The sequence below is a fragment of the Paraburkholderia sp. BGA-UO-ETr-F21 genome, from assembly GCF_059567925.1.
The window spans coordinates 467,720-492,844 of the sequence record NZ_JCAQOY010000029.1 but is presented as its reverse complement, the minus strand read 5'-3'; the positions used below and the strand labels follow the sequence as shown (position 1 = coordinate 492,844).

The following is a 25,125-nucleotide window of genomic DNA, read 5'->3' as shown; positions in this document are numbered from 1 at the left end:
TCGAGGATACTGGCGGAGTGGACGGGACTCGAACCCGCGACCCCCGGCGTGACAGGCCGGTATTCTAACCGACTGAACTACCACTCCTTATGCAGCAACTGCGCTGCGCTGAAACATTCAGCCGAATCTGAAACTGGTGGGTGCTGAGAGGCTCGAACTCCCGACCTACGCCTTGTAAGGGCGCCGCTCTACCAACTGAGCTAAGCACCCGTTTCACGATTCAGTGCTGCCGCTGCGTGACTTCCGCCTACTGACTTCTATCTACCGACGTCCCTCAAGCAGCGAGCCCATTAGTTTAGCGCATCCTTCAGAGCTTTGCCAGGCCTAAATTTAGGAACCTTTGCTGCCTTGATTTTGATGGCGGCGCCGGTGCGCGGATTGCGCCCGGTGCGCGCGGTACGCTTGCCGACCGCGAACGTGCCGAAACCGACCAGCGTGACCGAACCGCCCTTCTTCAACGTACCTTTGACACCACCGATCACCGCATCAAGTGCACGGCCCGCCGCTGCCTTCGAAATGTCGGCTTCCTGTGCAATGTGATCGATCAATTCCGTCTTATTCATCCCAACCCCCGAGAATGTTATGGCGATCGTGACGGCGCTCTATAGCGCCTGATATCACGCGGCCGGCGGCCAACGCCGGGCGCAATCATTAGAATGGGCCGAAACCCTTGTGTCAAGCGGGGTTGAGCCTGATTCGAGTGGTTTTCGAGCGGGCTTTTCATAACCGGATGTTGCCGCAATTCGATGCGCACACAACCAATCGGCCGACGCATCAAGGCTTTGCTCAATAGATGGGAAAACGTGTCTCACGACACTACTGGCCGGCATTGAGCGAACAATAAAAAAAACCCGCGGCCGTGACCGCGGGTTTTGTTCCAGCTAGCAGCTTCGTTGCCGGCTGCGTTAGTGCTTAACGACTTCGGTTGCTGCGGCGTCTTTGCCAGGTTCCGCTGCAACCGGCGCAGCAGGCTTCGGCTCTTCATCCGGCAACGCCGACGGCACACGTTCGAGCGCAAGTTCGAGCACCTTGTCGATCCACCGGACCGGCACGATTTCGATCGCGTTTTTCACGTTGTCCGGAATCTCCGTCAGATCCTTGACGTTTTCTTCCGGAATCAGCACCAGCTTGATACCACCGCGATGCGCCGCCAGCAGTTTTTCCTTCAGGCCGCCGATCGGCAGAACTTCGCCACGCAGCGTGATTTCGCCCGTCATTGCGACATCGGCACGCACCGGAATACCGGTCAACACCGACACCAGCGCGGTCGTCATCGCGATACCGGCAGACGGACCGTCTTTCGGCGTCGCACCTTCCGGTACGTGGATGTGAATGTCCTGCTTCTCGAACGCTTCGTCCTTGATACCGAGACGACGCGAGCGCGAACGAACCACCGAGCGTGCCGCTTCGACGGATTCCTTCATCACGTCGCCCAGCGAACCCGTGCGGATCACATTGCCCTTACCCGGCATCACCGCGGCTTCAATGGTCAGCAGATCGCCACCCACTTCCGTCCACGCAAGACCCGTAACCTGGCCAACCTGATTTTCCTTCGCAGCCAGACCGAAGTCATACTTGCGCACGCCGAGGAACGTGTCGAGGTTGCTGCCGTCCACCTTCACCGCGCCTTCCGCCTTCTTCAGCAGAAGCATCTTCACGACCTTGCGGCAGATCTTCGAAATTTCACGCTCGAGCGAACGTACGCCCGCTTCACGCGTGTAATAACGAATGATGTCGCGGATCGCGGTTTCCGTCACATCGACCTCGCCGTCCTTGAGGCCGTTGTTCTTCTTCTGCTTGGGCAAAAGATAACGTTGCGCGATGCTGACCTTCTCGTCTTCCGTATAACCCGACAGACGGATCACTTCCATCCGGTCGAGCAACGGCGGCGGAATGTTCAGCGAGTTCGACGTCGCCACGAACATCACGTCCGACAGATCGAAGTCCACTTCGACGTAGTGGTCGGCGAACGTATGGTTCTGTTCCGGATCGAGCACTTCCAGCAGAGCCGACGACGGATCGCCGCGGAAATCCTGACCCATCTTGTCGACTTCGTCGAGCAGGAAGAGCGGATTGCGCACGCCGACCTTCGTCAGGCTTTGCAGAATCTTGCCGGGCATAGACCCAATGTACGTACGACGGTGGCCGCGAATCTCGGCTTCGTCGCGCACGCCGCCGAGCGCCATACGCACGAACTTGCGGTTCGTGGCGCGAGCGATCGACTGACCCAGCGACGTCTTACCGACACCCGGAGGCCCAACGAGGCACAGGATCGGCGCTTTAACCTTGTCGACACGTTGCTGGACCGCGAGATACTCGAGAATGCGTTCCTTCACTTTCTCGAGACCGAAGTGGTCTTCGTCGAGCACGCGCTCCGCATTCGAGAGGTCGTTGTTGACCTTGCTCTTCTTGCGCCACGGCAGGCCGATCAGCGTGTCGATGTAGTTACGCACGACGGTCGCTTCAGCCGACATCGGCGACATAAGCTTGAGCTTTTTCAGCTCGGCGTCGGCCTTCTTCTTGGCTTCCTTCGGCATGCGGGCAGCCGTGATGCGCTTCTCGAGTTCTTCGAGGTCCGCACCTTCTTCGCCTTCGCCGAGTTCCTTCTGGATCGCCTTGACCTGTTCGTTCAGGTAGTACTCGCGCTGGCTCTTCTCCATCTGGCGTTTGACACGTCCACGGATGCGCTTTTCAACCTGCAGGATGTCGATCTCGGCTTCGAGTTGCGCGAGCAGATGCTCGAGGCGCTCGATGACCGGGAACATTTCGAGGATGTGCTGCTTCTGGTCGAGCTTGAGCGGCAGATGCGCCGCGATCGTGTCGGCCAGACGACCGGCTTCGTCGATACCCGACAGCGATGTCAGGATCTCCGGCGGGATCTTCTTGTTCAGCTTCACATACTGGTCGAACTGCGACACGATCGCGCGGCGCAGCGCTTCGGTTTCAGCGCTGTCGGCGTGGTCGGGTTCGAGCGGCATGACTTCGCACGAGAACTGCGTTTCCTGTTCTTCGATGGAAAGCGTTTTCGCGCGCTGCAAGCCTTCGACCAGCACCTTGACGGTGCCATCGGGCAGCTTGAGCATTTGCAGGATGTTAGCAACGCACCCTACTTCGTACATGTCCTTTTCGGTCGGCTCATCTTTCGCAGCCGTTTTTTGGGCGACGAGCATGATGTGCTTGCCGCCTTCCATCGCTGCTTCGAGAGCCTTGATCGACTTCGGGCGGCCTACGAAGAGCGGAATCACCATGTGCGGGAAGACGACTACGTCACGCAGCGGGAGCAGCGGGAGCGTAATGCGTTCCGGCGGAAGGAGTTGGGTTCCTGACATTTCATTTCCCCATGAGTGGAATCAGTTCGTTCGATAGGTGAGGCCAGCAGAAAAGATTGCAAGCCTCCGCGTGTGGGAAAAGTTCAGTGACTCCGAAGGTTCAGTGACTCCATAGTGAAAACAACCATCCTGACCACACGATAAACGAAAAAAGCCGTTCACGTTGCCATGAACGGCTTTTTTTGCAAGAACCCGAAAGCCGATCAGTTCGAACCCGCGACCTTGGGCGCGTCTTCGTAGATCAACAGAGGTTTGCCGTCGCCGTCAATAACGTTGTCGTCGATGATGACCTTGCTAACGCCTTTCATCTGCGGCAGGTCGTACATCACATCAAGCAACGCCTGTTCCAGGATGGAGCGCAGACCACGAGCACCCGTCTTGCGACGAATTGCCTTACGCGCCACAGCTTGCAACGCCGCCGGGCGAATTTCTAGCTCGACGCGTTCCATATTGAACAGCTTGTGGTACTGCTTCACCAGAGCGTTCTTCGGTTCGACGAGAATTTTCATCAACGCGACTTCGTCTAGCTTGCCGAGCGTGGCGACCACCGGCAGACGGCCGATCAGTTCGGGAATCAGGCCGAATTTGATCAGATCTTCCGGTTCCACTTCGCGCAGCACTTCGCCAGCGTCGCGGTCCTGCTTGCTCTTTACGCTTGCGCCGAAGCCAATGCCGGTCTTCTCGGTACGATCGACGATGACCTTTTCGAGGCCGTCGAAAGCGCCACCGCAAATAAACAGAATATTGGTGGTATCGACCTGGATGAAGTCCTGATTCGGATGCTTACGCCCGCCCTGCGGCGGCACCGACGCCATCGTCCCTTCAACCAGCTTCAGCAGCGCCTGCTGCACGCCCTCACCCGAAACGTCGCGGGTGATCGACGGGTTGTCGGACTTGCGGCTGATCTTGTCGATTTCGTCGATGTAGACAATGCCGCGCTGGGCCTTGTCGACTTCATAATTGCAGTTTTGCAGCAGCTTCTGAATGATGTTCTCGACGTCTTCACCGACGTAGCCGGCTTCCGTCAGCGTGGTTGCGTCGGCAATCACGAACGGAACGTTCAGAAGGCGCGCGAGCGTCTGCGCAAGCAATGTCTTGCCGGAACCGGTCGGGCCGATCAGCAGAATGTTGCTCTTGGACAGCTCGATCTCATCCTTCTTGTCGAGATGCTTCAGGCGCTTGTAGTGGTTGTACACCGCCACGGCGAGAATTTTCTTCGCGCGCTCCTGACCAATCACATACTGATCGAGGATTTCACGGATTTCCTGCGGACTCGGCAGATCGGACTTGGACAAGCCCGCCTCGATGCCCGCACCTGCAGCCTCATCGCGGATGATTTCGTTGCACAGGTCGATGCATTCATCGCAGATGAACACCGACGGGCCGGCAATCAGCTTTTTGACTTCATGCTGGCTCTTGCCGCAAAACGAGCAATACAACAGCTTTTCGCTGTTAGAACCTTTCTTGTCCGCCATAGATGTGTGAGCCTCCGGACACTCGATTACATAATACGCCGTTTGCCCCCGCCTCGCAGTTTGGGCGCGGCAGGGACTGAGCCAAGGTGACGGCGTTTGCCGCAGGCGCTCAAACGAGTCTTGATTGTTTCACAATAGATCGTGTAACGGTTTTGCCCCAATTCAGGGCAAAACCGCACCAGATCAAGGACGCTTGTGCGCCACCTGGTCAACCAGACCGTAAGCTTGCGCGTCGTCGCCGGACATGAAGTTGTCGCGATCGGTGTCGCGTGCAATACGTTCGACCGGTTGGCCGGTGTGATGCGCCAGCAGATGATTCAGCCGCTCCTTCAAATACAGGATTTCGCGCGCCTGAATTTCAATGTCTGACGCCTGACCGCGAGCACCGCCGAGCGGCTGGTGAATCATCACCCGCGAATTCGGCAGAGCAAAGCGCTTGCCCTTCGCGCCTGCTGCCAGCAGGAACGCGCCCATACTGGCAGCGAGACCCATGCACAGCGTGGAGACGTCCGGCTTGATGAACTGCATCGTATCGTAAATCGCCATACCGGCAGAAACCGAACCACCCGGGCTGTTGATATAGAAACTGATGTCCTTGTCCGGGTTCTCACTTTCAAGGAACAGCATCTGCGCAACCACGAGATTAGCCGTCTGATCGTTCACTTCGCCGACCAGGAACACAATGCGTTCCTTCAGCAGACGCGAATAAATGTCATACGAGCGTTCGCCCCGGCCGCTCGTCTCCACGACGATCGGCACCAGACCGAGCGCCTGCGCTTCGAGATCCCGCGACGACTGGGAGGTCAACGTGTCCAGCATTTGAGCGCGAAAGGTCATGCAGTGGATCCTTGTCTGAAATATTCTGAATATTAGATGCTAGACAGGTGTGGTCGACGACCCCGTATTCAAGTGCGCGATCAGTGCGAGCGGAATGCCTGTGCCTCGCACAACGCTCCACACTTTTGCAGCACAAAAAAACGGCGTGCGGGCCGTCGCTCCGACAGCCGGCACGCCGTTGCAGCGACGCTTACGCTTGCGCCGTTGCGCTTGCCAGTTCTTCGAAGCTCACTTCCTTGTCCGTCACCTTGGCCTTGCCAAGGACGAAATCGACGACGTTGGCTTCAACGACGTACGCTTCCATTTCGGCAAGGCGTTGCTGGTTGGAATAATACCAGCGGACGACTTCCTTCGGGTCTTCATAGCTTTTCGCGAATTCGTCCACTTCGGCACGAATCTGCTCCGGCTTGGCTTGCAGTTCATTGGCCTTGACCAGCTCGGCCAGCACGAGGCCCAGCTTGACACGGCGCTCAGCCTGTTCCTTGAACATGGCAGCCGGAATCGGTGCGTCTTTGGCGTTCGGCACGCCACGTTGCTCCAGATCCTGACGCGCCATCGCGACGAGGCGCTCCTGATCCTGCTCGATCAGCGCGTTCGGTACGTCGAGTTCCGAAATCTTCAAGAGCGCATCCATCACCTGGTTCTTGACGATGGCTTGCGTGCGGCGCTTCGCTTCACGTTCGAGATTGTCTTTGATCTCAGCGCGCATCTTGGTCAGGTCGCCGTCTTCGATACCGAGCGACTTGGCGAATTCGCCGTCGATTTCCGGCAGATGCGGCCACTCGATCTTCTTCATCGTGATCGTGAATTGCGCGGTCTTGCCGGCGACTTCCTTGCCGTGATAGTCCTCGGGGAAAGCCAGGTCGAATTCCTTCGCTTCGCCGACCTTCAGGCCAGTGGCTGCCTTTTCGAATTCCGGCAGCATGCGGCCTTCGCCCAGCACGAACGCGAAGTCCTCAGCGCTGCCGCCCTGGAACACTTCACCGTCGATCTTGCCGACGAAGTCGACCGTCACGCGATCGCCTTCTTTGGCTGCCGTGTCCGCGCCGCCGTCACCGTGCTCGCCGGATTCACCGCGAGCGTGGAAGTGCACGCGCTGCTTGCGCAGGATCTCCAGCGTGCGGTCGATTTCCGCTTCGCTGATCGTGGTCGTGGTGCGCTCGATTTCCGCCGTGGCGACGTCGCCCAGCTTCACTTCCGGATACACCTCGAAGGTCGCGTCGAACGCGTAGTCGCCTTCAGTGGCGTCTGTCTTCGGCGCGAAGCTCGGCTGACCAGCGACGCGCAGGTTTTCGGCGCGGCTGATGTCGAAGAATTCCTTGCCGACCTTGTCGCTCAGCACTTCGGCTTCCACCTGGCCCGAATACTGTTGCGTCACCATCTTGAGCGGCACCTTGCCCGGGCGGAAACCCGGCATGCGCACGTTCTTCGCGAGTTGACGGATACGCGAGTCCACTTCCTTCTGCACGGCGTCCTTCGGCAGGGAAATCGTGACGCGGCGTTCGAGCTTGCCGAGGTTTTCAACAACGTTAGCCATGGCTTCAATCGTCCTAAAATTATTCGAGCGAATCAGTTATCTTCTCCGTGCCGCTTTTCGATGCTGCGCGGTGTCGCGCAGTGTGGCGATCACGTCTTTAGCATCGATTGCGCGCCTGCGCCGCGGGCTTGCAGGCCACCGGCAGCACGGTTGGGTCCAAAGAGCCGAATATTTTAGCAAACTATTTGCGCGACTAGCCGGGATTCGATGAATGCGCGCTTTTTTATCGGGATTTTGATCGGTTTCCGGCCGCTTTCCGATCTGTTTGATGCCAGTTTCCGCCCCGTTCCGGTGCGCCCCCGGCGGCGTGCCGCCGCCCCTGCGCCACCTGCTCTCACGCGCAAGCCGGGCGCTTTGCGCCACTTCACATCGATCATTCAGCGTCGCCGGACTGATGCGCCGCGTGGTAGCGCGCGCCGCCGCCGACGATGCCCGCTATGCCGTTCGACATATTCAGTCAGCGCGCCCATGCTGATAAGCTAATGGACGCGCTCGGGGCTGCGCCCGCATCGTCATTTCACCCGCCCTCGCAACGACTCCAACCATTCAGAGACACCATGCCGAATTCGCCGTCCTCGCCCGTCGTCGTCATTGCTCCCGATTCCTTCAAAGGCTCGCTTAGCGCGGAACAGGTCGCCCAAGCAATCGCGTCGGGCATCCAGCGCGCCCGCCCCGACGCGAGCGTGCGCATCTGCCCGATGGCCGACGGCGGCGAAGGTACGCTCGACGCCATGCTCACGAGCGGCGGCGAGCGCCGCAAGCTAATCGTGCGCGGTGCGGCCGGTCCGGTGCGCGAAGCGCTCACGGGCCTCCTTGCGGACGGCAGCGCGATCATCGAAACGGCGGAGATCGTCGGCATTACGGATCCGGTGGGAATGGGCGTGCCCGTCGAGGCGCGCAGCACACGCGGCATGGGCGAAGCGATTCGCGCGCTGATGGACGCCGGCGTGCGGCGCTTTTTCGTCGCGCTTGGCGGCAGCAGCACGAACGACGGCGGCGCGGGCCTGCTGGCGGGCCTCGGGCTCAAACTGTTCGACGCGCAGGACAAGGAACTCGACGCCACGCCTGAACAACTCGCGCGGCTTGCGCGAGTGGACGTGTCGCAACTCGACGCGCGCCTGGCGAACACGCTGTTCGTCGGCATGTCGGACGTCGACAATCCGCTTACTGGCGACCACGGCGCAACCGCGGTGTTCGGTCCGCAAAAGGGCGTGAAACCCGAGCAGATTGCTTCAATCGACGCAGCGCTTGCCCGCTTCGCCGATCTGCTCGAACCGGCGCTCGGCCGCACGGCGCGCGACCAGCCTGGCGCGGGCGCGGCCGGCGGCCTCGGCTTCGCGCTGCATATGCTCGGCGCGCAGTTCGAACCGGGCGCGGAAACCGTCGCGCGGCAAATCGGTCTGGACGCCGCGCTCGAAGGCGCGAACTGGCTGATCACCGGCGAAGGCCGCTCGGACGTGCAAACGCTGCACGGCAAAGCGCCCTTCATCGCGTGCCGTCATGCGCAGGCAGCGGGCGTGCCGGCCACGCTGCTCTCGGGCGGGGTCGACTCCGCGGCCTTGCCGCGCCTTGCCGAATATTTCAGCGGGTGCTTCTCGCCGGCACCCGGGCCGATCACGCTCGAGGTCGCGATTCGCGACGCGGCACGCCTTCTGGCGGACGAAGCCGAACAGTTGACGCGCCTGAAGTACGGCACGCGTTGACCGGCAGGACGGTTGCGGCAACAATCACAGCGCCGCGACCGCTCACTCACTACGGGAAGACCATGAAGGCACCCAAAGCCGGGCTCGAACAATTCCTCACGTACCGTCTGCATGTTCTCAACAAACTCGCCGAGCGCGGCATCAGCGAACGCTATCAGGACAAGCTCGGCGTCACGTTGCCCGAGGCGCGGGTGATTGCGTCGGTGGGATCGTTCGGCCCGTTCTCGATCATGGAACTGGCAAGGCATGCCAATCTCGACAAAAGCCAGGCAAGCCGCGCCGCTGAAGCATTGATCAAACAAGGACTCGTGAAGCGCGAAGCGAGCGCCGAAGACGGCCGTGTCGTGCTGGTCTCCCTCACGCCCGAGGGCCGCGCGTTGTATCGCAAGGTGATGCCGATCGCGCGCAAGTGGAACGGCGACATGTTCGGCTGCCTCGACGAGCAGGAACAACTCGCGTTCGGCCACGCGCTCGACAAGATCATCGGCACAATGACCGCGCGCGAGGAAGAGTGACCGGCGCGGCAAAGGCGCGCGCCGAGTTCAGCCGTTGCCGCCTTGCCCGTTCGTGTCGCCCGTGGCGGCATCGTGAGTCGTCGCGCTCGCCACGCCGGACCCTGTGGACCCGCCAGACACGCCACCAGACGCAACGCCCGCTCGAACCTGAGCGCGGCGCGCGAGTCGCCAGGCGATCGCCCCGAGCGAACCGACGGCCAGCAGCAGCGCCGCCCACACCAAATAGCGGCGCATCGCATCCGGATCGTGGCTCGCGGCCTGCGCGCTCGCCACCTGCTCCGCAGATAGCGCGTCACCCAGACGGGCCGTCGCGGGCACTGCTGAGGCGCCCATCAACAACTCGCTCCGGCTCACCGCTGCGGATGCCGTTGCCGCGCTCCCCACGGCCAGCGTGAACGGCGCGGCGCCACGCGCGGCGAAAGTCAGCGTGGCCGGACGCCAGCCCGCGGCAATAGTAAGCACTCCGCTGCCAAGCCCACCGTTGCGCGTGTCGACCACCACACGCCATTGCCGATCCGCGTCGGGCGTCAATTCGAGTGAAGGATTGCTCTGCTCCACCGCGCCGTTGTGCAAGCGGAACAACATCGCACCGGCGACTTCGCGCCACGGCGCCTCCAGCCCCGAGCGTGAATAGACGACGGCAGGCGCGACGGTATTCGGCTGAGGCAGATTCAGCCGCAGCCGGTCGACGGGATACGGGCCGCCGGTGTTGAAGAAGTACTCGCCGGGTTTCACGCCCGCGTGGGCGACGATGCCTTCGCGCCACGCCCGCTCCGCGCGTTGCACGGGCTCGACGGCAAGCGCCTGCACCTCCATCTCCATCGAGTCGACGTACGGCGCGCCGTCGAGCCAGCGCATTCGCAGGTACCGCGCAGGTGTGCCGCCCAGTTCGATCCGGTCCTGACTCAGTGTGCTGCCGTTGTAGCTGACCTTGAGGAGTTGTGCGTCGCCCGCGGGCTGCCAGTGACGCAAATCGTCACTGGCTTCGACGCTCACGCGCCCCTGGTAATTGTCGTCGCGCAGATGCACGAGCAACGCGCTCACGCGGCTCGTGCGCGACACGCGCCCGGTATCGATCAGGTCGGTGTCGTGCTGCGCGCGGGACGGCGGCGCCGACGTTGCGCGCAACGAACCATCGCCGGCAATCGTCACTCCGAGCGGCGCGCCAGCGCTTTTGGCGGCCGTGGACGGCAACGGAAACCAACGCGCCGGACGCAGCGTGGGCGGCGTGCGAGCGGGTTCGCGAGGCGCGTCGAGCGAGTACGGCACCGGCTCGCCCGCACCGTTGAAGATGCGCACGTCACCCAGATCGCTGCGCTGGCTTGCCGCGTAGACGGCTGCCGGCAACGTCATGCTGTAATGCGCGGCGCCCTCGTCGAGTTGGAGCGCAAAGCGTTGTGCGAAATCATCTGCCGCAAATGCGGGCGCGCACGTCCATGCCGCGACGATCGCAACACCCCAGCCAGTCAATGCGAAGACATGTTTCATTGTTCAGTTTCCAGGACCATAGCCTTGGGCAGCAACGGCGAGAAGAAGCCGATGAAGCCGATCAACAGCACCATCGACCCGATGCCGATAAACGATGCGGTCCTCCCGATTTCCGTCACGTGGGACAGGTCGAACAGAACCCGCTTGAGCAAAGTCGCCGCGAGCAGCGCGGCGCCAATGAGCCAGAACAGCCGGCTCAACAGGCTCACCCGGCTCACCCGGCGCTTCGCCCAGATCGTCACGGCGAAGCGCGCACACCGTCCAGAATACCGATATTGACGCCTGCACGAGCATGAAGTGACATTGCATCGAGCGCATACGGCAGGCGGCCACGATAAGCCGCCAACCATGTCAAAATTCGGCACCGGCCATCGAGCCTCCAATCTCCCACATTTCATCCAAGGAAGTTGCAGTGGACATCAACAAACAGGTCGCGGCCCTCACCGCTTCGGAACTCCAGACGGCCGGCGCAAGCCAGGCCACGGCGATTGCGGTCAGCGTGCTGCTGCGTCATCTTCGCTCGCCTGAGCTCGCGAAACTATTGTCGTCGGCCTTCGAAAATCACCAGGCGGTCATGCTGCAAACGCCGTGGCCCGATCAGATGCTGCAGGCGTTCGAATCGACCCGTCGCTTTCTCGAAGGCGCCGCACAAGCGGATCTGCCAGGCGCGCAAGCGCCTGCGCAAACACCGGAGGCCTGAGCGCGGCCGAATCGCGCCTGCGGCATTGCCGAAAAAGCAAAAAACCCCGTCAGCCCAAAGACTTGACGGGGTTTTTCACTACGAATAAATGGTGCGAGGGAGGGGACTCGAACCCCTACACCCTTGCGGGCGTCAGGACCTAAACCTGGTGCGTCTACCAATTTCGCCACCCTCGCAGCCGGGCAATGCGCGATGCGTTTGCCCGTTGTCCTGCATACTGTCAGCCGCGTCTGAAACACGCGCCCGAAAGCGTAAGCGCGAGATTCTAACCGATTGATTCGCGCTTGTCTGCATTTGCCCGGCATCTGTCGAAGCGGCGCCGATGCTACAATTTTTGGCTTGATGCACGCACGACGTGCCCCCTCTTCGCCTGCCCTTCCCCACATTCCCAATCCAGTGAATTTCGAAGAATATTGCCAGCAGAAAGCGGCGCCGCCCGGATCGAGCATTTACTATGCGCTTCGGCAGGCGCCCGCGGCCAGCCAGCCGCTGTTGACCGCGCTGTTCGCGCTGCGCCGCGAGTTCGAGGAAACGGTCAAGGAGACGAGCGATCCTGCCATTGGCCGCACGAAACTCGCATGGTGGCAAAACGAAATCGCCGCGCTGGCTTCGGGTTCGCCGTCGCATCCGGTGTCCAAGGCGCTGGCCGCGCATCTGCCCGACGTGAAAGCCGAGTATCCGGCGCTGCAAACGTTGCTCGCGGGGTTCGAAATGGACCTCGACCAGGCCCGTTACCTCGATTACCCGAATTTGCGGCGCTATGTGCAAGGCGTGGGCGGCACGTTCGCCTCGCTGGTCGCGCGCGCCACGGCGAAAGACGCCGCCCAGGCGTCGAACTGGTCCGCACCGCTCGGCGAGGCGCTAATGCTTGCGCAATTCGTCGTGGAAACGGGCCATGACGCGCGCCACGGCCGCATCTATATTCCGATCGACGAAATGCAGCGCTTCAATGTGACCGCCGCGGATCTGATCAATCGGAAATACACCGAGGCATTCACGGAGTTGATGCGCTTCGAGACGAAGCGCGCACGCGATGCACTGCAAAGCGCCCTCGGCGCCGTGCCCGCCAACGAGCGCCGCACGCAACGCACACTCGTCGCGCAAGCCGCCTTGGCGTTGGCTCTGCTGGATGAAATCGAACGTGACGGCTATCACGTGCTGCATCAACGCATCGCATTGACGCCGATTCGCAAGCTTTGGATCGCGTGGCGCGCAAAGTGACCAGGCGGCGCGTCGATCTGGCGGCGGTCTGGCGTCGGAAGCGGTCGGCGTCTCACTCACCGCGTCGCTAGAAAAGGACGTCGGTAGACGGGTTCGCAAAAAACCGCTGCCTAGGTGTCGACAAAAGCTGCCGTCAAACCCGCAGCAACGGCAGCGGCTCGAACCGCTGCTGCAGAATCGCCGGCGCGTCGAGCCCCCACCACGGCCCGAGCACCGTGGCATAAAGCTGCCGGAAATCGACACCGACCGGCAAGTTGCCATTGCCGTCGAGCCGCGCCAGCACCGGCGGCACGCCGTACAGACCACCTCGCACGCGTCCGCCCATGACAAAATGCGGCGCCACGGTGCCGTGGTCCGTGCCGTTGCTCTGGTTCTCACGCGGACGCCGGCCGAACTCGGCATAAGTCATCACCAGGGTATCGTCCCAGCGACCGAGTTCAACGAGCGCCGATTTCATCGACGCGACTCCTTCCGCCAGTTGCTTGAGCAGCACCGCCTGCTGACCCGGCTGATTCTGGTGTGTATCGAAACCGTTCAGCGTCAGGCGGATCACCGCAACGCCGTGGTCGTTTTTTGGTGCGTCGCCGGCCGCGAGCACTTGCATCGCTGCCTTGATCGAACTGCCAAAAGCTCCACCCGGAAACACGGTTTTCAACTGAGGCTGCCCTTGCGTTGGACGCAGCCGGTCGGCGGCTCTCACAATGTCGTTTTCGACGTCGAGAATATGCGCCAGCTCGGGATTGCGCTCGTGCAGCGATACGGGCGTGGCGAGCCGCGAAGCCGCCACGAACTGCGCCGGATTGACCAGCGCGATGGCGCGCGCGCCGTTCGCGAGCGGCCCCATCTCGGCGCTGCCGATCACCACGCCGTCGGCGGCGAACCCGGCGGGCACCGGCATTTGTGCAAACGCGCGGGTGAGCCATCCTTCGCGCAGATACTGGTCGGAACGCGACGCGGTGTCCCAGATCTCGATCGAACGGAAATGCGACAGGTTGGGCTGGGCATAGCTCACGCCCTGCACGATCGCCAGTTGCCGGTCGCGCCACAGCGGCATGAGCGGTTGCAAAGACGGATGCAATCCGGTGCGCTCGTCGAGTTGAATCGCCTGGTCGCGTTTGATGCCGATGTTCTTGCGCAACTGATAGTAAGCAGGATCGGCAAACGGAATCACGGTATTCAAACCGTCGTTGCCGCCTTTCAATTCGATGAGGATCAACAGGTTCTCGTAGCCGCGCGCCGACGATGCGTACGGTTCGGCCGGCTGCGCGCCGTATGCGCGTGGCAGCCAGAACGTGACGCTCGAAGCCGCGCACATCGAGAGAAAGCTGCGTCGTTTCATCCTGCACCTCGTTCGATTGTCACGGCGCGGGTCATGTCGGCTTCGACACTCCCATTCTTTTTCACCGCTTGGCGCGTACCTGTTTCAGTGGCTCACTTCAATTGATACGCCGGGTCCATCAGCAATGCTTGCAAATAGGCGCCCGCGGTCGAATCGGTCTCGATCGCGTCCACCGGCGTGAGCGGCAAGACCGCGTGTTGCAACTGCAACTCGGCCGACAATCCGGGGCGCGCCGTCGGTGCGGTGTTGTAACGCGCGAGCCATGTTCCAATGTCGAAGCGTACGCCACCTTTGCCACCCTGAGCGGCATGCACCGTTGCGCGCTGCAGCGGCGCTGCGGTCTGCATGCCGGACATCGTGTCGCTTGCCGCGATCCTCACGCCCGCCAGATTCGCCGTACGCGGCGGACCCGCGGCCTCGGTCGCGCGGAACAACTGCTCGACGAACTGCTTGCGGGCAAGCAGTGTGGAACTGTTGATCCATGTCGTGCCGCCCGGCCATCCTTTGACGTTCGGCGGATAGAACAGGTTTTCGCCGAGCGTGCGGATTTGCGCGGCAAACGGCGCGGTATTCTCATAGCCGATGTCAAATGCGCGCAGCGTGCCGACCACGAACTCCGCAGGTGACTTCACGAGGACGCCGCGATGATCGTCGTCCCAGAACGCGTCGCTCAGGAAAATGCCGCGCAACGCCACCTTGATATCGTAGCGGCTCGCGTGGAAGCGCGCCGCGATCGGCGCGATACTCTGCGGGTCCGGCGTATCCGAGACGAACTCGCGCCACAATTTCGTGGTCACGAAGGTGGAGGTCTCTGGCTGCGCCAGCAGAATATCGAGCACCTGATCGCCATCGAACGGCCCGGTCTTGCCAAGCACGGTCTTCTCACCTTCGTCATGCTGGTTGGAGCGCCACACGTAGGCCTGCGTGTCGGGATCGAGACTCCACCCGGTGTAAGCGCGCGCCGCCTCGGACACGTCACGTTGCGAGTAATGCCCCTCGCCAAGCGTGAATAACTCCATCACCTCACGGGCGAAATTTTCGTTGGGCTTGCCCTTGCGATTACTCGCGCCATCGAGGTACTGCAGCATCGCAGGATCTTTCGCGACGTCGTGCAGAAGCTCGCCGAAATTGCCGAGCGCGTTTCGGCGCAACAGCAGGTTCTGCAGCGCCATTTGCTGCGGATACTGGACCTTGTCTTGCCCCGACGTGAAGTGGTTATGCCAGAACAGCGTCATGCGCTCGGTAAGCGGCGACGGTGTGGCCAGCATCTCGCGCACCCACCATGCGCGTAATAGTTCGTAACGCTGTCCGCGCAATCGCTGCGCTTCGCGACGCTGATCATCGGTCCATGCCTTGCGCGTTTCGCGTGTCGGTATCGGCTCGAGGACCCAGTCGGGCAGCGGCGTGACCGCCTCGGTTCTGGCGCTCGCGAGCACTGTGTCGACGGCCTGCACTCGCGTGAGTCCGACGTATTGCGCGAGCTCGGCGGCATCTGGTGCGAAGCCGACGCGCGTCAGAAAGAAGCGCGCGTCGTCGGCATCGAGAATGCTCTGCTCGCGTTCGGAAGCCGCACTGTCGCCGGCAGTGGGCGCATGATGAGTGCGATGCCCGACATGCGACGCTGCCGACGGCACGGCGGCGGGCGGCAAACCCACGGCCGCAGCCGGTAAACCGATTGCGAGGACCGTCATGGCAGTGGCCCATGCTGCCAACCTGCGGCGGCAATTACCACCTGTGAGCAATCTCATCATCGATCATCCGGATTGACGGGACACGTTGAACAAGCGGCGGCGCACGCAATGCATGCTTAGCGCGATTCGCATTGACGATTCAATGGCAGACGGGCCGGGAAGTTGACGAGGGAAGTGCAACGAATTTTTTCACGCACGGCGGAACGCGAAAGATGTTGCGGGACGAAGAGTGAAGCGCGTGCCAACGCAGGCACGAAAATAGCTACCGCTTATAGAGTTCGCGGACAGCGTCTTCGATATGCTGCCGTAACAGACGCCGTTCGTCGGGCGTCATATGACCATCACGACGGCGTTGATCGAGATCGGGGGGAACAGCGGTGCGCAAAATCACATCCGACGCGGGCCGTTCGGTCGAAGGATCGTGGCGATTGGATCTGCCTGACTTAGGCGCGCGCTCGCTCGCAGCTCTGTCGGCCGAAGGCTGGGCATGGGCGAGCGTTGGTCCCAGTGAGCCTGCAAGCGTACCGGCTACCGCCAGTGCAATCACGCTGAGGCGCACATTCGGCCAAACCCCTCCCTTCATGTTGTTCCCTTCGTGGCGCGGCAACCGGCTACCTCAAATGCGTATACAGACCCCGGTAACGGGCCGGGTACGAGAGTTTTATTCGAGTGAAGTATCCACCGAACAGCCGCATTCAGTAAAGGAGTCTACCTGCCCCCGCTTTACGTCGTGCCACACTGCGGGTAAATTTTGTAACTGACTGTAACCCCGAAAACGATGCAAACGCGCACCACTTTCTAATCGCGCTAAGATGCCGACCATGGAAACCAAAAACCCTTCGAAAATTCTCGTCGTCGACGACGATCCGCGCCTGCGCGATCTGCTGCGCCGCTACCTCGGTGAACAGGGCTTCAATGTCTATGTCGCCGAGAACGCTCCCTCCATGAACAAGCTCTGGGTGCGTGAGCGCTTCGACCTGCTGGTGCTCGATCTGATGCTGCCCGGCGAAGACGGTCTGTCGATCTGCCGCCGTCTGCGCGGCAGCAACGACCGTACGCCGATCATCATGCTCACGGCCAAGGGTGAAGACGTCGATCGTATCGTCGGCCTCGAGATGGGCGCCGACGACTATCTGCCCAAGCCGTTCAATCCGCGCGAACTGGTTGCGCGGATCCACGCGGTGTTGCGCCGCCAGTCGCCTTCGGAGTTGCCGGGCGCGCCGTCCGAAACCACCGAGGTGTTCGAGTTCGGTGAGTTCGCATTGAATCTCGCTACGCGCACGCTCACCAAGGCCGGCCAGGAAATTCCGCTGACCACGGGCGAGTTCTCGGTGCTCAAGGTGTTCGCGCGTCATCCGCGTCAGCCGCTGTCGCGTGAAAAACTCATGGAGCTCGCACGCGGCCGTGAGTACGAAGTCTTCGACCGCAGTCTCGACGTGCAGATTTCGCGTCTGCGCAAGCTGATCGAACCTGATCCGGGCAGCCCGCGTTTCATCCAGACGGTTTGGGGTCTGGGTTACGTGTTCATCCCGGACGGTGCAGCCTGAGTTTGCTCTCACCTCCAGTGTCGACCAGAGTGGGCGCTTCAGCGCTTACTCTGGTCCCATGCAAGGCCATTGCCTGCTTTGATTTCAGATAAGAAGGGCCCATGCGGATCGACCGGCGCCTCCTGACGCTCGCGTTCGGTGGCCTTTTCTGGCGGACCTTTCTGTTGATCGCGCTGTTGATCGCAGTCAGTCTCGCCGCGTGGTTCCAGAGCTTCCGGGTGATCGAACGCGAGCCGCGCGCGCAGCGCGTCGCGTTGCAGCTCGTCGCGATCGTCAAGCTGACGCGCACCGCACTCCTCTATTCCGATCCCGACCTGCGGCGCGCCCTGCTGCAGGATTTGGAAAGCAATGAGGGCGTGCGCGTGTACCCGCGCGAAACCACCGACAAGTACAAGCTGCAGCCCGACGAGTCGCTGAACCGGCTGATCGAACACGACATTCGCGGCCGCCTCGGCGACGACACCGTAATCGCGCAAAGCGTGAACGACATTCCCGGCGTGTGGATCAGCTTCAAGATCGACGACGACGATTACTGGGTCGCGCTCGACCGCGATCAGCTCGACAACGCCACCGGCTTGCAGTGGGCGGGCTGGGGTGTGTTCGCGCTGGCGTTGTCGCTGTTCGGCGCGGCATTCATCACGAGTCTCGTGAATCGTCCGTTCGCGCGCCTCGCCATGGCCGCTCGCAAAGTCGGCTCGGGGCAATCGCCAGAGCCGCTGCCCGAACGCGGCATGGGTGTGGCCGCGGAAACCAATCGCAGTTTCAACCAGATGGTGCAGGACCTCGAACAGCTCGAGGCCGACCGCGCGCTGATGCTCGCGGGTATCTCGCACGATCTGCGCACGCCGCTCGCGCGGCTGCGTCTCGAAACCGAAATGAGTCCGTCGGATCAGGCCACCAAAGACGCAATGGTCGACGACATCGAGCAGATGGACATGATCATCGGCCGGTTCCTCGATTACGCGCGGCCGGTGCAGCGCGTGCCGGAACCTGTCGACCTTTCCGTGATCGCAGGAGAACTGGCCGCGCGCATGCAGAGCGAAGACAGCATGCGGCTGATTACGCGGCTCGCGCCGTCGGCGGTGATCGAGGCCGACGAAACCGACATGCGGCGCGTGGTCGGCAACCTGCTGGAAAACGCGCGCAAATACGGCCTGAGCGACGGCGACGGCATTCCGCACGTGATTCTCGAGACGCGGGTGTCGCACTCGCGGGTCGAACTTTCCGTGGTCGATGAAGGGCCGGGCATTCCAGAAGACCAACTGGCGCTTGTCACGCGGCCGTTCTATCGTGTGAATTCGGCGCGCACCCAGGCGAACGGCACTGGACTCGGCATGGCCATCGTTCAGCGCCTCGTGGGCCGATACCGCGGCGCGCTGCGCTTGCGTAACCGCACGCCAGGACCGGGGCTCGAAGTGACTATCGAGTTTCCACTGGCCAAGGGTGTCTGAGCGCAATAGCCTCATCCGCCCTTTTCCGCCATCTGCCGCACTGGATAACAACTATTTCGATAGTTAGTTAAAAACTATTGGATTAATATATCAATAGAGTTATAGTGAATCACGTGTAACGCGCTCGTCTGCACGAGCTGGTAGCCTCAACATGCTGTTTTTCCAACACACGAAGGAGCACTCGCATGAAAACCGTTGGCGATAAACTCGAAGCGTTCACCGTCACTGCTGCAAAGCCGGGCTTCAACCATCCTGAGGAAAACGGCGTCTCGGCGTTCGAAGACATCACGGAGCAGTCGTTCCCGGGCAAGTGGAAGATCATTTATTTCTACCCGAAGGACTTCACGTTCGTGTGCCCGACGGAAATCGTCGAGTTCGGCAAGCTGGCCAAAGATTTTGAGGAACGCGACGCGGTGCTGCTGGGCGGCAGCGTCGATAACGAATTCGTGAAGCTGGCCTGGCGCCGCGAGCACAAGGATCTGGACAAGCTGAACCATTACGCGTTCGGCGACGTGAAAGGCGAGTTGATCGACCAGCTCGGCGTGCGTGACAAGGAAGCAGGCGTCGCGCTGCGCGCCACTTTCATTGTCGATCCGGACAATACGATCCAGCACGTTTCGGTAAATAACCTGAACGTCGGCCGCAACCCGGAAGAAGTGCTGCGTATTCTGGACGGCCTGCAAACGGACGAGCTGTGTCCTTGCAACCGCGCAGTCGGCGGCGCAACGCTCTAAACCGTGCTACCTGTCAAAAGCCCGCTGAGCTTGAACGAGCCGCGGGCTTTTTTTATCGACGAACTGATAGGAGATCTCAATGGAATTCCTGGCTTCGATTAAGGCGCGTGTGCCTGACTATGCGAAAGACATCCGGCTGAATCTGGATGGGACGATCGCGCGCTCATCGCTCGAAGGCAATGACGCCGTCGGGGTCGCGCTAGCGGCCGCCTTCGCAGCGAAGAGCACGGTGATCGTCGACGCGATTCGCAATGCCGGCGTGTTGTCGGCCGAAGAGACCCAAGGCGCGCTGACGGCCGCTGCGCTGATGGGCATGAATAACGTCTGGTATCCGTACGTCGAGATGACGGAAAGCGCTGACCTGAAGTCGCAGCCGGCGCAGTTGCGCATGAACGCTTATGCGTCGCACGGCGGAGTGGATAAGCGGCGCTTCGAGATGTATGCGTTGGCGGCGTCGATTATCGGCAAGTGCCATTTTTGCGTGAAGTCGCACTTCGACACGCTGGTCGCCGAAGGCATGAGTTCCACGCAATTGCGTGACGTTGGCCGGATCGCCGCTGTGATCAATGCGACCGCGCAGTGCATTGCCGCCGAAGACAAGTAAGCCTCGATATGCGCGCAGTGCGATGCCTTTCCCGCAGCTGCGCGCGATCTCAAACCAATCAGTTCTTGACCAGCAGAACGGCGGCCTGAGCCTCAATGCCCTCGCCTCGGCCGAGGTAGCCGAGCTTCTCGTTGGTCTTGGCCTTGACGTTGACCCGCTCGACCGGCAAACCCAGGTCGGCGGCGATATTGGCGCGCATGCCCTCGATATGCGGTGCCAGCTTCGGCGCCTGCGCCACCACGCTGCTATCCACGTTGGCGATGGAAAAACCCGCCGCCTTTACGCGCGCGACGCATTCGCGCAGCAAAACCCGGCTGTCCGCGCCGGCGAACTTCGCATCGGTATCGGAGAAATGGCGGCCGATATCGCCCATCGCGGCCGCACCGAACAGGGCATCGGTAATGGCGTGCAGCAACACGTCCGCGTCCGAATGACCGAGCAAGCCACGCTCATAGGGAATCGTCACGCCGCCGATAATCAACGGACGTCCCGGCACCAGCGCGTGCACGTCGTAGCCTTGCCCAATTCTGAAATCCATATGCGTCAAATCCTCAAGTCCGCTCGTTAAATTTGAAATTGCCCGTCATGAAGCCGCGGGGCGGCTGAGAATCGCCTCGGCCAGATCGAAGTCTTCCGGATAAGTCACCTTGAAGTTGCGCAAGCTGCCCTGCACCAGTTTCGGCGCATGACCCAGCCACTCGATTGCGCTTGCTTCGTCGGTCAGGTCGTGACCGTCGGCCTGCGCGCGCAGGATCGCCTCGCGCAACATGCCGATGCGGAACATCTGCGGCGTCTGCGCCTGCCACAAGCCGTCGCGCGCCTCGGTGCGCGCGATCCGGCCGTCGGTCGAGTTCGCGTCGATCCGTTTGAGCGTGTCCGCGACCGGCAAGGCCATGATGCCGCCCACCGCGTCGTCCTTCAGCGCGCCGATCAGCGTGCGGATCAGCGCGGGGGTAATGCCGGGGCGCGCCGCGTCGTGCACCAGCACCCAGTCGTCGTCATGGGCGCCGAACTCGGCGAGCGCGTGCAGGCCGTTGAGCACCGAGGCCTGGCGCGACGCTCCACCGCTGCGGCGCACGGCGAAACGCAAGCCGCCGAAGCGGCGGGCGTCGAAATGGGCGTCGTCAGGGGCGATCACGACGACGGTTTGCGCAAACTCGCTGCAGGCGTCGAACGCCGCCAGCGAGTAATGCAACATGTCGCGGCCGGCGACAGTGCGATATTGTTTGGGCATCGCGGCGCCGGAACGGCTGCCGGTGCCTGCGCACGGAATCAGGGCAAATAGACGGGAAGTCACGAGTGCGGATGCCGCGAAGTCAAAGTAAAGGACGGATTTTATAATAGGTCCTTCGCATCCACGCCCCGACACGCGTAAACTTGCCGGTCACGTGTGAGCCTGAGGCCGTTTTTTCTCATCTATGCCAGACATCGCCGCATCATCGCAGTACTCCCCGCCCGTCGCGCTCGTCAAGGCCGGCCAGCGTTTCGCCTTCGACGGCACGCACGGCTCGTCCGACGCGCTGCTGATCGCCCGCTACCATCTCGCCTATCGCGAGAAGGTGCCGCTGCTCGCGGTCGTGTGCGAAAGCGCCGTCGATGCGCAGCGACTGGCGCAGGAAATCGGCTTCTTCGCGCCCGAGGCGCGCGTGCGCCTGCTGCCGGACTGGGAAACGCTGCCTTACGATACCTTTTCACCGCACCAGGACCTGGTCTCGGAGCGTCTCGCCACGCTGCACGATCTCGGCGAAGGCCGTTGCGACATCCTGCTGGTGCCCGCCACCACAGCGTTGTACCGCATGCCGCCCGCGTCGTTCCTCGCGGCTTATACGTTCTCCTTCTCGCAGGGCCAGCGCCTCGACGAAGCCAAACTCAAGGCCCAGTTGACGCTGGCCGGCTACGAGCACGTGAGCCAGGTGGTGCGCCCGGGCGAGTACTGCGTACGCGGCTCGCTGCTCGATCTCTATCCGATGGGCTCGCCCTTGCCCTACCGGATCGACCTGTTCGACGACCAGGTCGACTCGATTCGCGCATTCGACCCGGACACCCAGCGCAGCCTGTATCCGGTGAAAGACGTGCGCCTGCTGCCGGGCCGCGAATTTCCGTTCGATGAAGCCGCCCGCACCGCTTTTCGCAGCCGCTGGCGCGAGACCTTCGAGGGCGACCCGAGCCGCGCGTCGATTTACAAGGACATCGGCAACGGCGTGCCGTCCGCGGGCATCGAATACTATCTGCCGCTCTTCTTCGACGAAACCGCCACGCTGTTCCACTATCTGCCAGAAGGCGCGCAACTGGCATTCGTCGGCGATCTGGACGCGGCGATCCGGCGCTTTACCAACGACACGAAGCAGCGCTACAACTTCCTGTCGCATGACCGCGACCGGCCGATTCTGGAACCGCAGCGGCTGTTCCTGTCGGACGAAGATTTCTTCACGTTCGCCAAACCCTTCGCGCGGCTCGCGCTGCCTGCGAACGCCGCCGGTGGCTGGTCGACGCCATTGCCCAATCTCGCGATCGACCGTCACGCGGAAGATCCCGTCGCGGCCTTGCGCACGTATCTCGACACCACGCCCAATCGCGTGCTGTTCGCCACCGAATCGGCAGGCCGGCGCGAAACGCTGTTGCAGTTGCTCGCCGACAATCATCTGCGACCGGTATCGAGCGACAGCTTCCAGGACTGGCTCACGAGCGACGAGCGCTTTTCATTGGGCGTCGCGCCGCTCGCCAACGGTTTTGCCGTGCCCGTCGACGGTATCGCGATCATCACCGAGACCGAGCTGTATGGTCCGCTTGCGCGTCGCGCGGGGCGCCGCCGCCAGGAACAGGCGAGCAACGTCGATTCGATGGTGCGCGATCTGTCCGAGCTGAAAGTCGGCGATCCGGTCGTGCATTCGCAGCACGGCATCGGGCGCTATATGGGCCTCGTCACCATGGATCTCGGCGAAGGCGAGACCGAGTTCCTGCACCTCGAATACGCCGGCGACAGCAAGCTGTATGTGCCGGTCGCACAGTTGCACGTAATCTCGCGCTATAGCGGCGCTGATCCGGAAAGCGCGCCGTTGCACTCGCTCGGCTCGGGCCAGTGGGAAAAGGCCAAACGCAAAGCCGCGCAACAGATTCGCGATACCGCCGCCGAATTGCTGAACCTGTACGCCCGTCGCGCGCTGCGCGAAGGCCATGCGTTCGCGCTCGAACCGAAAGACTATGTGAAGTTCGCGGAGAGCTTCGGCTTCGAGGAAACGCCGGACCAGGCCGCCGCGATCGCGGCCGTGATCGGCGACATGACGAGCGGCAAACCGATGGATCGGCTCGTGTGCGGCGACGTCGGCTTCGGCAAGACGGAGGTCGCGTTGCGGGCCGCGTTCATCGCGGTGATGGGCGGCAAGCAGGTGGCGCTCCTCTCGCCCACCACGCTGCTCGCCGAACAGCACACGCAAACTTTCAGCGACCGTTTCTCCGACTGGCCGGTGCGGATCGCCGAACTGTCGCGCTTCAAGTCGACCAAGGAAGTCAACGCGGCGATCCAGCAGATCAACGAAGGCACGGTCGATATCGTGATCGGCACGCACAAGCTGCTCTCGTCCGACGTGCAGTTCAAGCGGCTGGGCCTTGTGATCATCGACGAGGAACACCGTTTCGGCGTGCGCCAGAAAGAAGCGTTGAAGGCGTTGCGCGCCGAAGTGGACGTGCTCACGCTTACGGCCACACCGATCCCGCGCACGCTCGGCATGGCACTCGAAGGCCTGCGCGATTTCTCCGTGATCGCCACCGCGCCGCAAAAGCGCCTTGCGATCAAAACCTTCGTGCGCCGCGAAGAAGACAGCGTGATTCGCGAAGCCATGTTGCGCGAGTTGAAGCGTGGCGGCCAGGTGTACTTCCTGCACAACGAAGTCGAGACGATCGAGAATCGCCGGCAAATGCTCGAAGCGTTGGTGCCCGAAGCACGTATCGCGGTCGCGCATGGTCAGATGCATGAACGCGAACTCGAACGCGTGATGCGCGACTTCGTTGCGCAACGTGCCAACGTATTGCTGTGCACGACGATTATCGAAACCGGCATCGACGTGCCGAGCGCCAACACGATCCTGATTCACCGCGCCGACAAGTTCGGTCTCGCGCAGCTGCATCAGTTGCGTGGCCGTGTGGGCCGCTCGCACCACCAGGCGTATTCGTATCTGCTGGTCCACGATCCGCAAGGGCTCACCAAGCAGGCGCAGCGCCGCCTCGAAGCGATCCAGCAGATGGAGGAACTCGGCTCGGGCTTCTATCTGGCCATGCACGACCTGGAAATTCGCGGCACGGGCGAAGTGCTTGGCGACAAGCAATCGGGCGAGATTCACGAGATCGGCTTCCAGCTTTATACCGACATGCTGAACGACGCCGTGAAGGCGCTCAAGGAAGGCAAGGAGCCCGACCTCACCGCGCCGCTCGCTGCGACCACGGAGATCAACCTGCATGCGCCGGCAATTTTGCCAGCGGACTATTGCGGCGATGTGCAGGAGCGTCTGTCGCTGTACAAGCGGCTGGCTAATTGCGAACACAACGATTCGATCGACAGCATTCAGGAAGAGTTGATCGACCGTTTCGGCAAGCTGCCGCCGCAAGCGCACGCCCTCGTGGAGACGCATCGTTTGCGGCTTGCCGCGAAGCCGCTGGGCATTTCGAAGATCGATGCCGGCGAAGCCGTGATCGGCTTGCAGTTCATTCCCAATCCGCCGATCGACGCGATGCGGATCATCGAGATGGTGCAGAAACACAAGCACATCAAGCTCGCGGGCCAGGACAAGCTGCGTATCGAAACGCGCAGCCCCGATCTCGCGGTGCGTGTCGCCACCGTCAAGGAAACCTTGCGCGCACTCGGCACACCGAGCCGCGGCACCGCCGCCAGTGTCGCCGCACGCTGAGACCGTGGACGGCGACGGCCTGGCGCCGCGTTGAAAAACCGCGGTACGTGTAG

The 25,125-nt window shown here is 61.9% G+C and carries 20 protein-coding genes, 3 tRNA genes and 1 pseudogene; 9 read left to right on the top strand and 15 right to left on the bottom strand.

Features of this window, described 5'->3' with window-relative positions; genetic code table 11:
- Positions 1–10 precede the first annotated feature (10 nt).
- The 7 genes from AC57B1_RS18670 to tig form a co-directional block, all read right to left on the bottom strand.
- A tRNA-Asp gene (locus AC57B1_RS18670) sits at positions 11–87 on the bottom strand.
- 47 nt (positions 88–134) lie between these two features.
- Positions 135–210, bottom strand: a tRNA-Val gene (locus AC57B1_RS18665).
- Positions 211–290: 80 nt separating this feature from the next.
- A complete protein-coding gene (locus AC57B1_RS18660) occupies positions 291–563 on the bottom strand; it encodes an HU family DNA-binding protein (RefSeq protein WP_091794386.1) in 273 nt (90 codons plus the stop codon).
- Positions 564–905: 342 nt separating this feature from the next.
- Entirely contained in the window at positions 906–3,329 is a 2,424-nt protein-coding gene (gene lon / locus AC57B1_RS18655; protein WP_091794388.1) for an endopeptidase La, read from the bottom strand.
- 203 nt (positions 3,330–3,532) lie between these two features.
- A complete protein-coding gene (gene clpX / locus AC57B1_RS18650) occupies positions 3,533–4,804 on the bottom strand; it encodes an ATP-dependent Clp protease ATP-binding subunit ClpX (protein WP_007182009.1) in 1,272 nt (423 codons plus the stop codon).
- A 183-nt stretch (positions 4,805–4,987) separates the two neighbouring features.
- Positions 4,988–5,641 carry an ATP-dependent Clp endopeptidase proteolytic subunit ClpP gene (clpP, locus tag AC57B1_RS18645; protein ID WP_007182010.1) on the bottom strand — a complete coding sequence of 218 codons (654 nt, stop codon included), beginning with the start codon at positions 5,639–5,641 and terminating at the stop codon, positions 4,988–4,990.
- A gap of 190 nt (positions 5,642–5,831) precedes the next feature.
- Positions 5,832–7,178, bottom strand: a complete 1,347-nt coding sequence (tig, locus tag AC57B1_RS18640; RefSeq protein WP_091794390.1) for a trigger factor — start codon at positions 7,176–7,178, stop codon at positions 5,832–5,834.
- A gap of 557 nt (positions 7,179–7,735) precedes the next feature.
- On the opposite strand from tig, the gene AC57B1_RS18635 reads away from it, so the two are divergent.
- Entirely contained in the window at positions 7,736–8,881 is a 1,146-nt protein-coding gene (locus AC57B1_RS18635; protein WP_496418255.1) for a glycerate kinase, read from the top strand.
- Between the two features lie 62 nt (positions 8,882–8,943).
- Positions 8,944–9,396: a MarR family winged helix-turn-helix transcriptional regulator gene (locus tag AC57B1_RS18630; RefSeq protein WP_091794395.1), complete on the top strand. Its 453-nt coding sequence runs from the start codon at positions 8,944–8,946 to the stop codon at positions 9,394–9,396.
- Between the two features lie 27 nt (positions 9,397–9,423).
- Here AC57B1_RS18630 and AC57B1_RS18625 read toward each other — a convergent pair whose 3' ends face one another.
- Both AC57B1_RS18625 and AC57B1_RS18620 read right to left on the bottom strand, forming a co-directional pair.
- Positions 9,424–10,884, bottom strand: a complete 1,461-nt coding sequence (locus AC57B1_RS18625; RefSeq protein WP_496418254.1) for a DUF3999 domain-containing protein — start codon at positions 10,882–10,884, stop codon at positions 9,424–9,426.
- Positions 10,881–11,178, bottom strand: a pseudogene (locus AC57B1_RS18620) (DUF2339 domain-containing protein); the annotation flags it as partial. The gene AC57B1_RS18625 and the pseudogene AC57B1_RS18620, both read right to left, overlap by 4 nt.
- A 118-nt stretch (positions 11,179–11,296) precedes the next feature.
- Here AC57B1_RS18620 and AC57B1_RS18615 point away from each other — a divergent pair.
- A complete protein-coding gene (locus AC57B1_RS18615; RefSeq protein ID WP_408343485.1) occupies positions 11,297–11,584 on the top strand; it encodes a hypothetical protein in 288 nt (95 codons plus the stop codon).
- An 89-nt stretch (positions 11,585–11,673) separates the two neighbouring features.
- Here the strand turns inward: AC57B1_RS18615 and AC57B1_RS18610 are convergent.
- Positions 11,674–11,760, bottom strand: a tRNA-Leu gene (locus tag AC57B1_RS18610).
- 220 nt (positions 11,761–11,980) lie between these two features.
- Between AC57B1_RS18610 and AC57B1_RS18605 the strand changes: the two genes are divergently transcribed.
- On the top strand, positions 11,981–12,805 hold the full coding sequence (locus AC57B1_RS18605; protein ID WP_496418253.1) for a squalene/phytoene synthase family protein: 825 nt from the start codon (positions 11,981–11,983) through the stop codon (positions 12,803–12,805).
- Positions 12,806–12,938: 133 nt separating this feature from the next.
- Here the strand turns inward: AC57B1_RS18605 and AC57B1_RS18600 are convergent, their stop codons facing one another.
- The 3 genes from AC57B1_RS18600 to AC57B1_RS18590 form a co-directional block, all read right to left on the bottom strand.
- Positions 12,939–14,144 carry a DUF1501 domain-containing protein gene (locus AC57B1_RS18600; RefSeq protein ID WP_496418252.1) on the bottom strand — a complete coding sequence of 402 codons (1,206 nt, stop codon included), beginning with the start codon at positions 14,142–14,144 and terminating at the stop codon, positions 12,939–12,941.
- Positions 14,145–14,236: 92 nt separating this feature from the next.
- Positions 14,237–15,835 (bottom strand): DUF1800 domain-containing protein, encoded by a 1,599-nt coding sequence (locus AC57B1_RS18595; RefSeq protein WP_496418251.1) that lies wholly within the window; start codon positions 15,833–15,835, stop codon positions 14,237–14,239.
- A 262-nt stretch (positions 15,836–16,097) separates the two neighbouring features.
- On the bottom strand, positions 16,098–16,418 hold the full coding sequence (locus tag AC57B1_RS18590; protein ID WP_408343478.1) for a hypothetical protein: 321 nt from the start codon (positions 16,416–16,418) through the stop codon (positions 16,098–16,100).
- Positions 16,419–16,647: 229 nt separating this feature from the next.
- On the opposite strand from AC57B1_RS18590, the gene ompR reads away from it, so the two are divergent.
- The 4 genes from ompR to AC57B1_RS18570 all read left to right on the top strand — a co-directional run bounded on the left by ompR (position 16,648) and on the right by AC57B1_RS18570 (position 20,171).
- Positions 16,648–17,382, top strand: coding sequence for an osmolarity response regulator transcription factor OmpR (gene ompR, locus AC57B1_RS18585; RefSeq protein WP_006048917.1), 735 nt, complete (start codon positions 16,648–16,650; stop codon positions 17,380–17,382).
- 101 nt (positions 17,383–17,483) lie between these two features.
- Entirely contained in the window at positions 17,484–18,833 is a 1,350-nt protein-coding gene (locus AC57B1_RS18580) for an ATP-binding protein (protein WP_007182020.1), read from the top strand.
- A 185-nt stretch (positions 18,834–19,018) separates the two neighbouring features.
- Positions 19,019–19,567 (top strand): peroxiredoxin, encoded by a 549-nt coding sequence (locus AC57B1_RS18575; RefSeq protein ID WP_091794410.1) that lies wholly within the window; start codon positions 19,019–19,021, stop codon positions 19,565–19,567.
- Between the two features lie 79 nt (positions 19,568–19,646).
- The gene (locus AC57B1_RS18570; protein WP_496418250.1) at positions 19,647–20,171 is read left to right on the top strand and encodes a carboxymuconolactone decarboxylase family protein; all 525 of its coding nucleotides are present in this window, start codon (positions 19,647–19,649) and stop codon (positions 20,169–20,171) included.
- Positions 20,172–20,229: 58 nt separating this feature from the next.
- Here the strand turns inward: AC57B1_RS18570 and ispF are convergent, their stop codons facing one another.
- Together ispF and ispD are read right to left on the bottom strand one after the other, a co-directional pair.
- Positions 20,230–20,709, bottom strand: a complete 480-nt coding sequence (gene ispF / locus AC57B1_RS18565; RefSeq protein WP_408343474.1) for a 2-C-methyl-D-erythritol 2,4-cyclodiphosphate synthase — start codon at positions 20,707–20,709, stop codon at positions 20,230–20,232.
- A gap of 45 nt (positions 20,710–20,754) precedes the next feature.
- Positions 20,755–21,468: a 2-C-methyl-D-erythritol 4-phosphate cytidylyltransferase gene (gene ispD / locus AC57B1_RS18560; protein ID WP_496418249.1), complete on the bottom strand. Its 714-nt coding sequence runs from the start codon at positions 21,466–21,468 to the stop codon at positions 20,755–20,757.
- A 121-nt stretch (positions 21,469–21,589) separates the two neighbouring features.
- Between ispD and mfd the strand changes: the two genes are divergently transcribed.
- Positions 21,590–25,072, top strand: coding sequence for a transcription-repair coupling factor (gene mfd / locus AC57B1_RS18555; protein ID WP_496418248.1), 3,483 nt, complete (start codon positions 21,590–21,592; stop codon positions 25,070–25,072).
- The last annotated feature ends 53 nt before the right edge of the window (positions 25,073–25,125 follow it).

Bases quoted from the DNA above. Each gene is read 5' to 3' on its own strand.
- AC57B1_RS18660 (WP_091794386.1), bottom strand. From the start codon at position 563: ATGAATAAGACGGAATTGATCGATCACATTGCACAGGAAGCCGACATT.
- lon (WP_091794388.1), bottom strand. From the start codon at position 3,329: ATGTCAGGAACCCAACTCCTTCCGCCGGAACGCATTACGCTCCCGCTG.
- clpX (WP_007182009.1), bottom strand. From the start codon at position 4,804: ATGGCGGACAAGAAAGGTTCTAACAGCGAAAAGCTGTTGTATTGCTCG.
- clpP (WP_007182010.1), bottom strand. From the start codon at position 5,641: ATGACCTTTCGCGCTCAAATGCTGGACACGTTGACCTCCCAGTCGTCG.
- tig (WP_091794390.1), bottom strand. From the start codon at position 7,178: ATGGCTAACGTTGTTGAAAACCTCGGCAAGCTCGAACGCCGCGTCACG.
- AC57B1_RS18635 (WP_496418255.1), top strand. From the start codon at position 7,736: ATGCCGAATTCGCCGTCCTCGCCCGTCGTCGTCATTGCTCCCGATTCC.
- AC57B1_RS18630 (WP_091794395.1), top strand. From the start codon at position 8,944: ATGAAGGCACCCAAAGCCGGGCTCGAACAATTCCTCACGTACCGTCTG.
- AC57B1_RS18625 (WP_496418254.1), bottom strand. From the start codon at position 10,884: ATGAAACATGTCTTCGCATTGACTGGCTGGGGTGTTGCGATCGTCGCG.
- AC57B1_RS18600 (WP_496418252.1), bottom strand. From the start codon at position 14,144: ATGAAACGACGCAGCTTTCTCTCGATGTGCGCGGCTTCGAGCGTCACG.
- AC57B1_RS18595 (WP_496418251.1), bottom strand. From the start codon at position 15,835: ATGACGGTCCTCGCAATCGGTTTACCGGCTGCGGCCGTGGGTTTGCCG.
- AC57B1_RS18590 (WP_408343478.1), bottom strand. From the start codon at position 16,418: ATGAAGGGAGGGGTTTGGCCGAATGTGCGCCTCAGCGTGATTGCACTG.
- ompR (WP_006048917.1), top strand. From the start codon at position 16,648: ATGCCGACCATGGAAACCAAAAACCCTTCGAAAATTCTCGTCGTCGAC.
- AC57B1_RS18580 (WP_007182020.1), top strand. From the start codon at position 17,484: ATGCGGATCGACCGGCGCCTCCTGACGCTCGCGTTCGGTGGCCTTTTC.
- AC57B1_RS18575 (WP_091794410.1), top strand. From the start codon at position 19,019: ATGAAAACCGTTGGCGATAAACTCGAAGCGTTCACCGTCACTGCTGCA.
- AC57B1_RS18570 (WP_496418250.1), top strand. From the start codon at position 19,647: ATGGAATTCCTGGCTTCGATTAAGGCGCGTGTGCCTGACTATGCGAAA.
- ispF (WP_408343474.1), bottom strand. From the start codon at position 20,709: ATGGATTTCAGAATTGGGCAAGGCTACGACGTGCACGCGCTGGTGCCG.
- mfd (WP_496418248.1), top strand. From the start codon at position 21,590: ATGCCAGACATCGCCGCATCATCGCAGTACTCCCCGCCCGTCGCGCTC.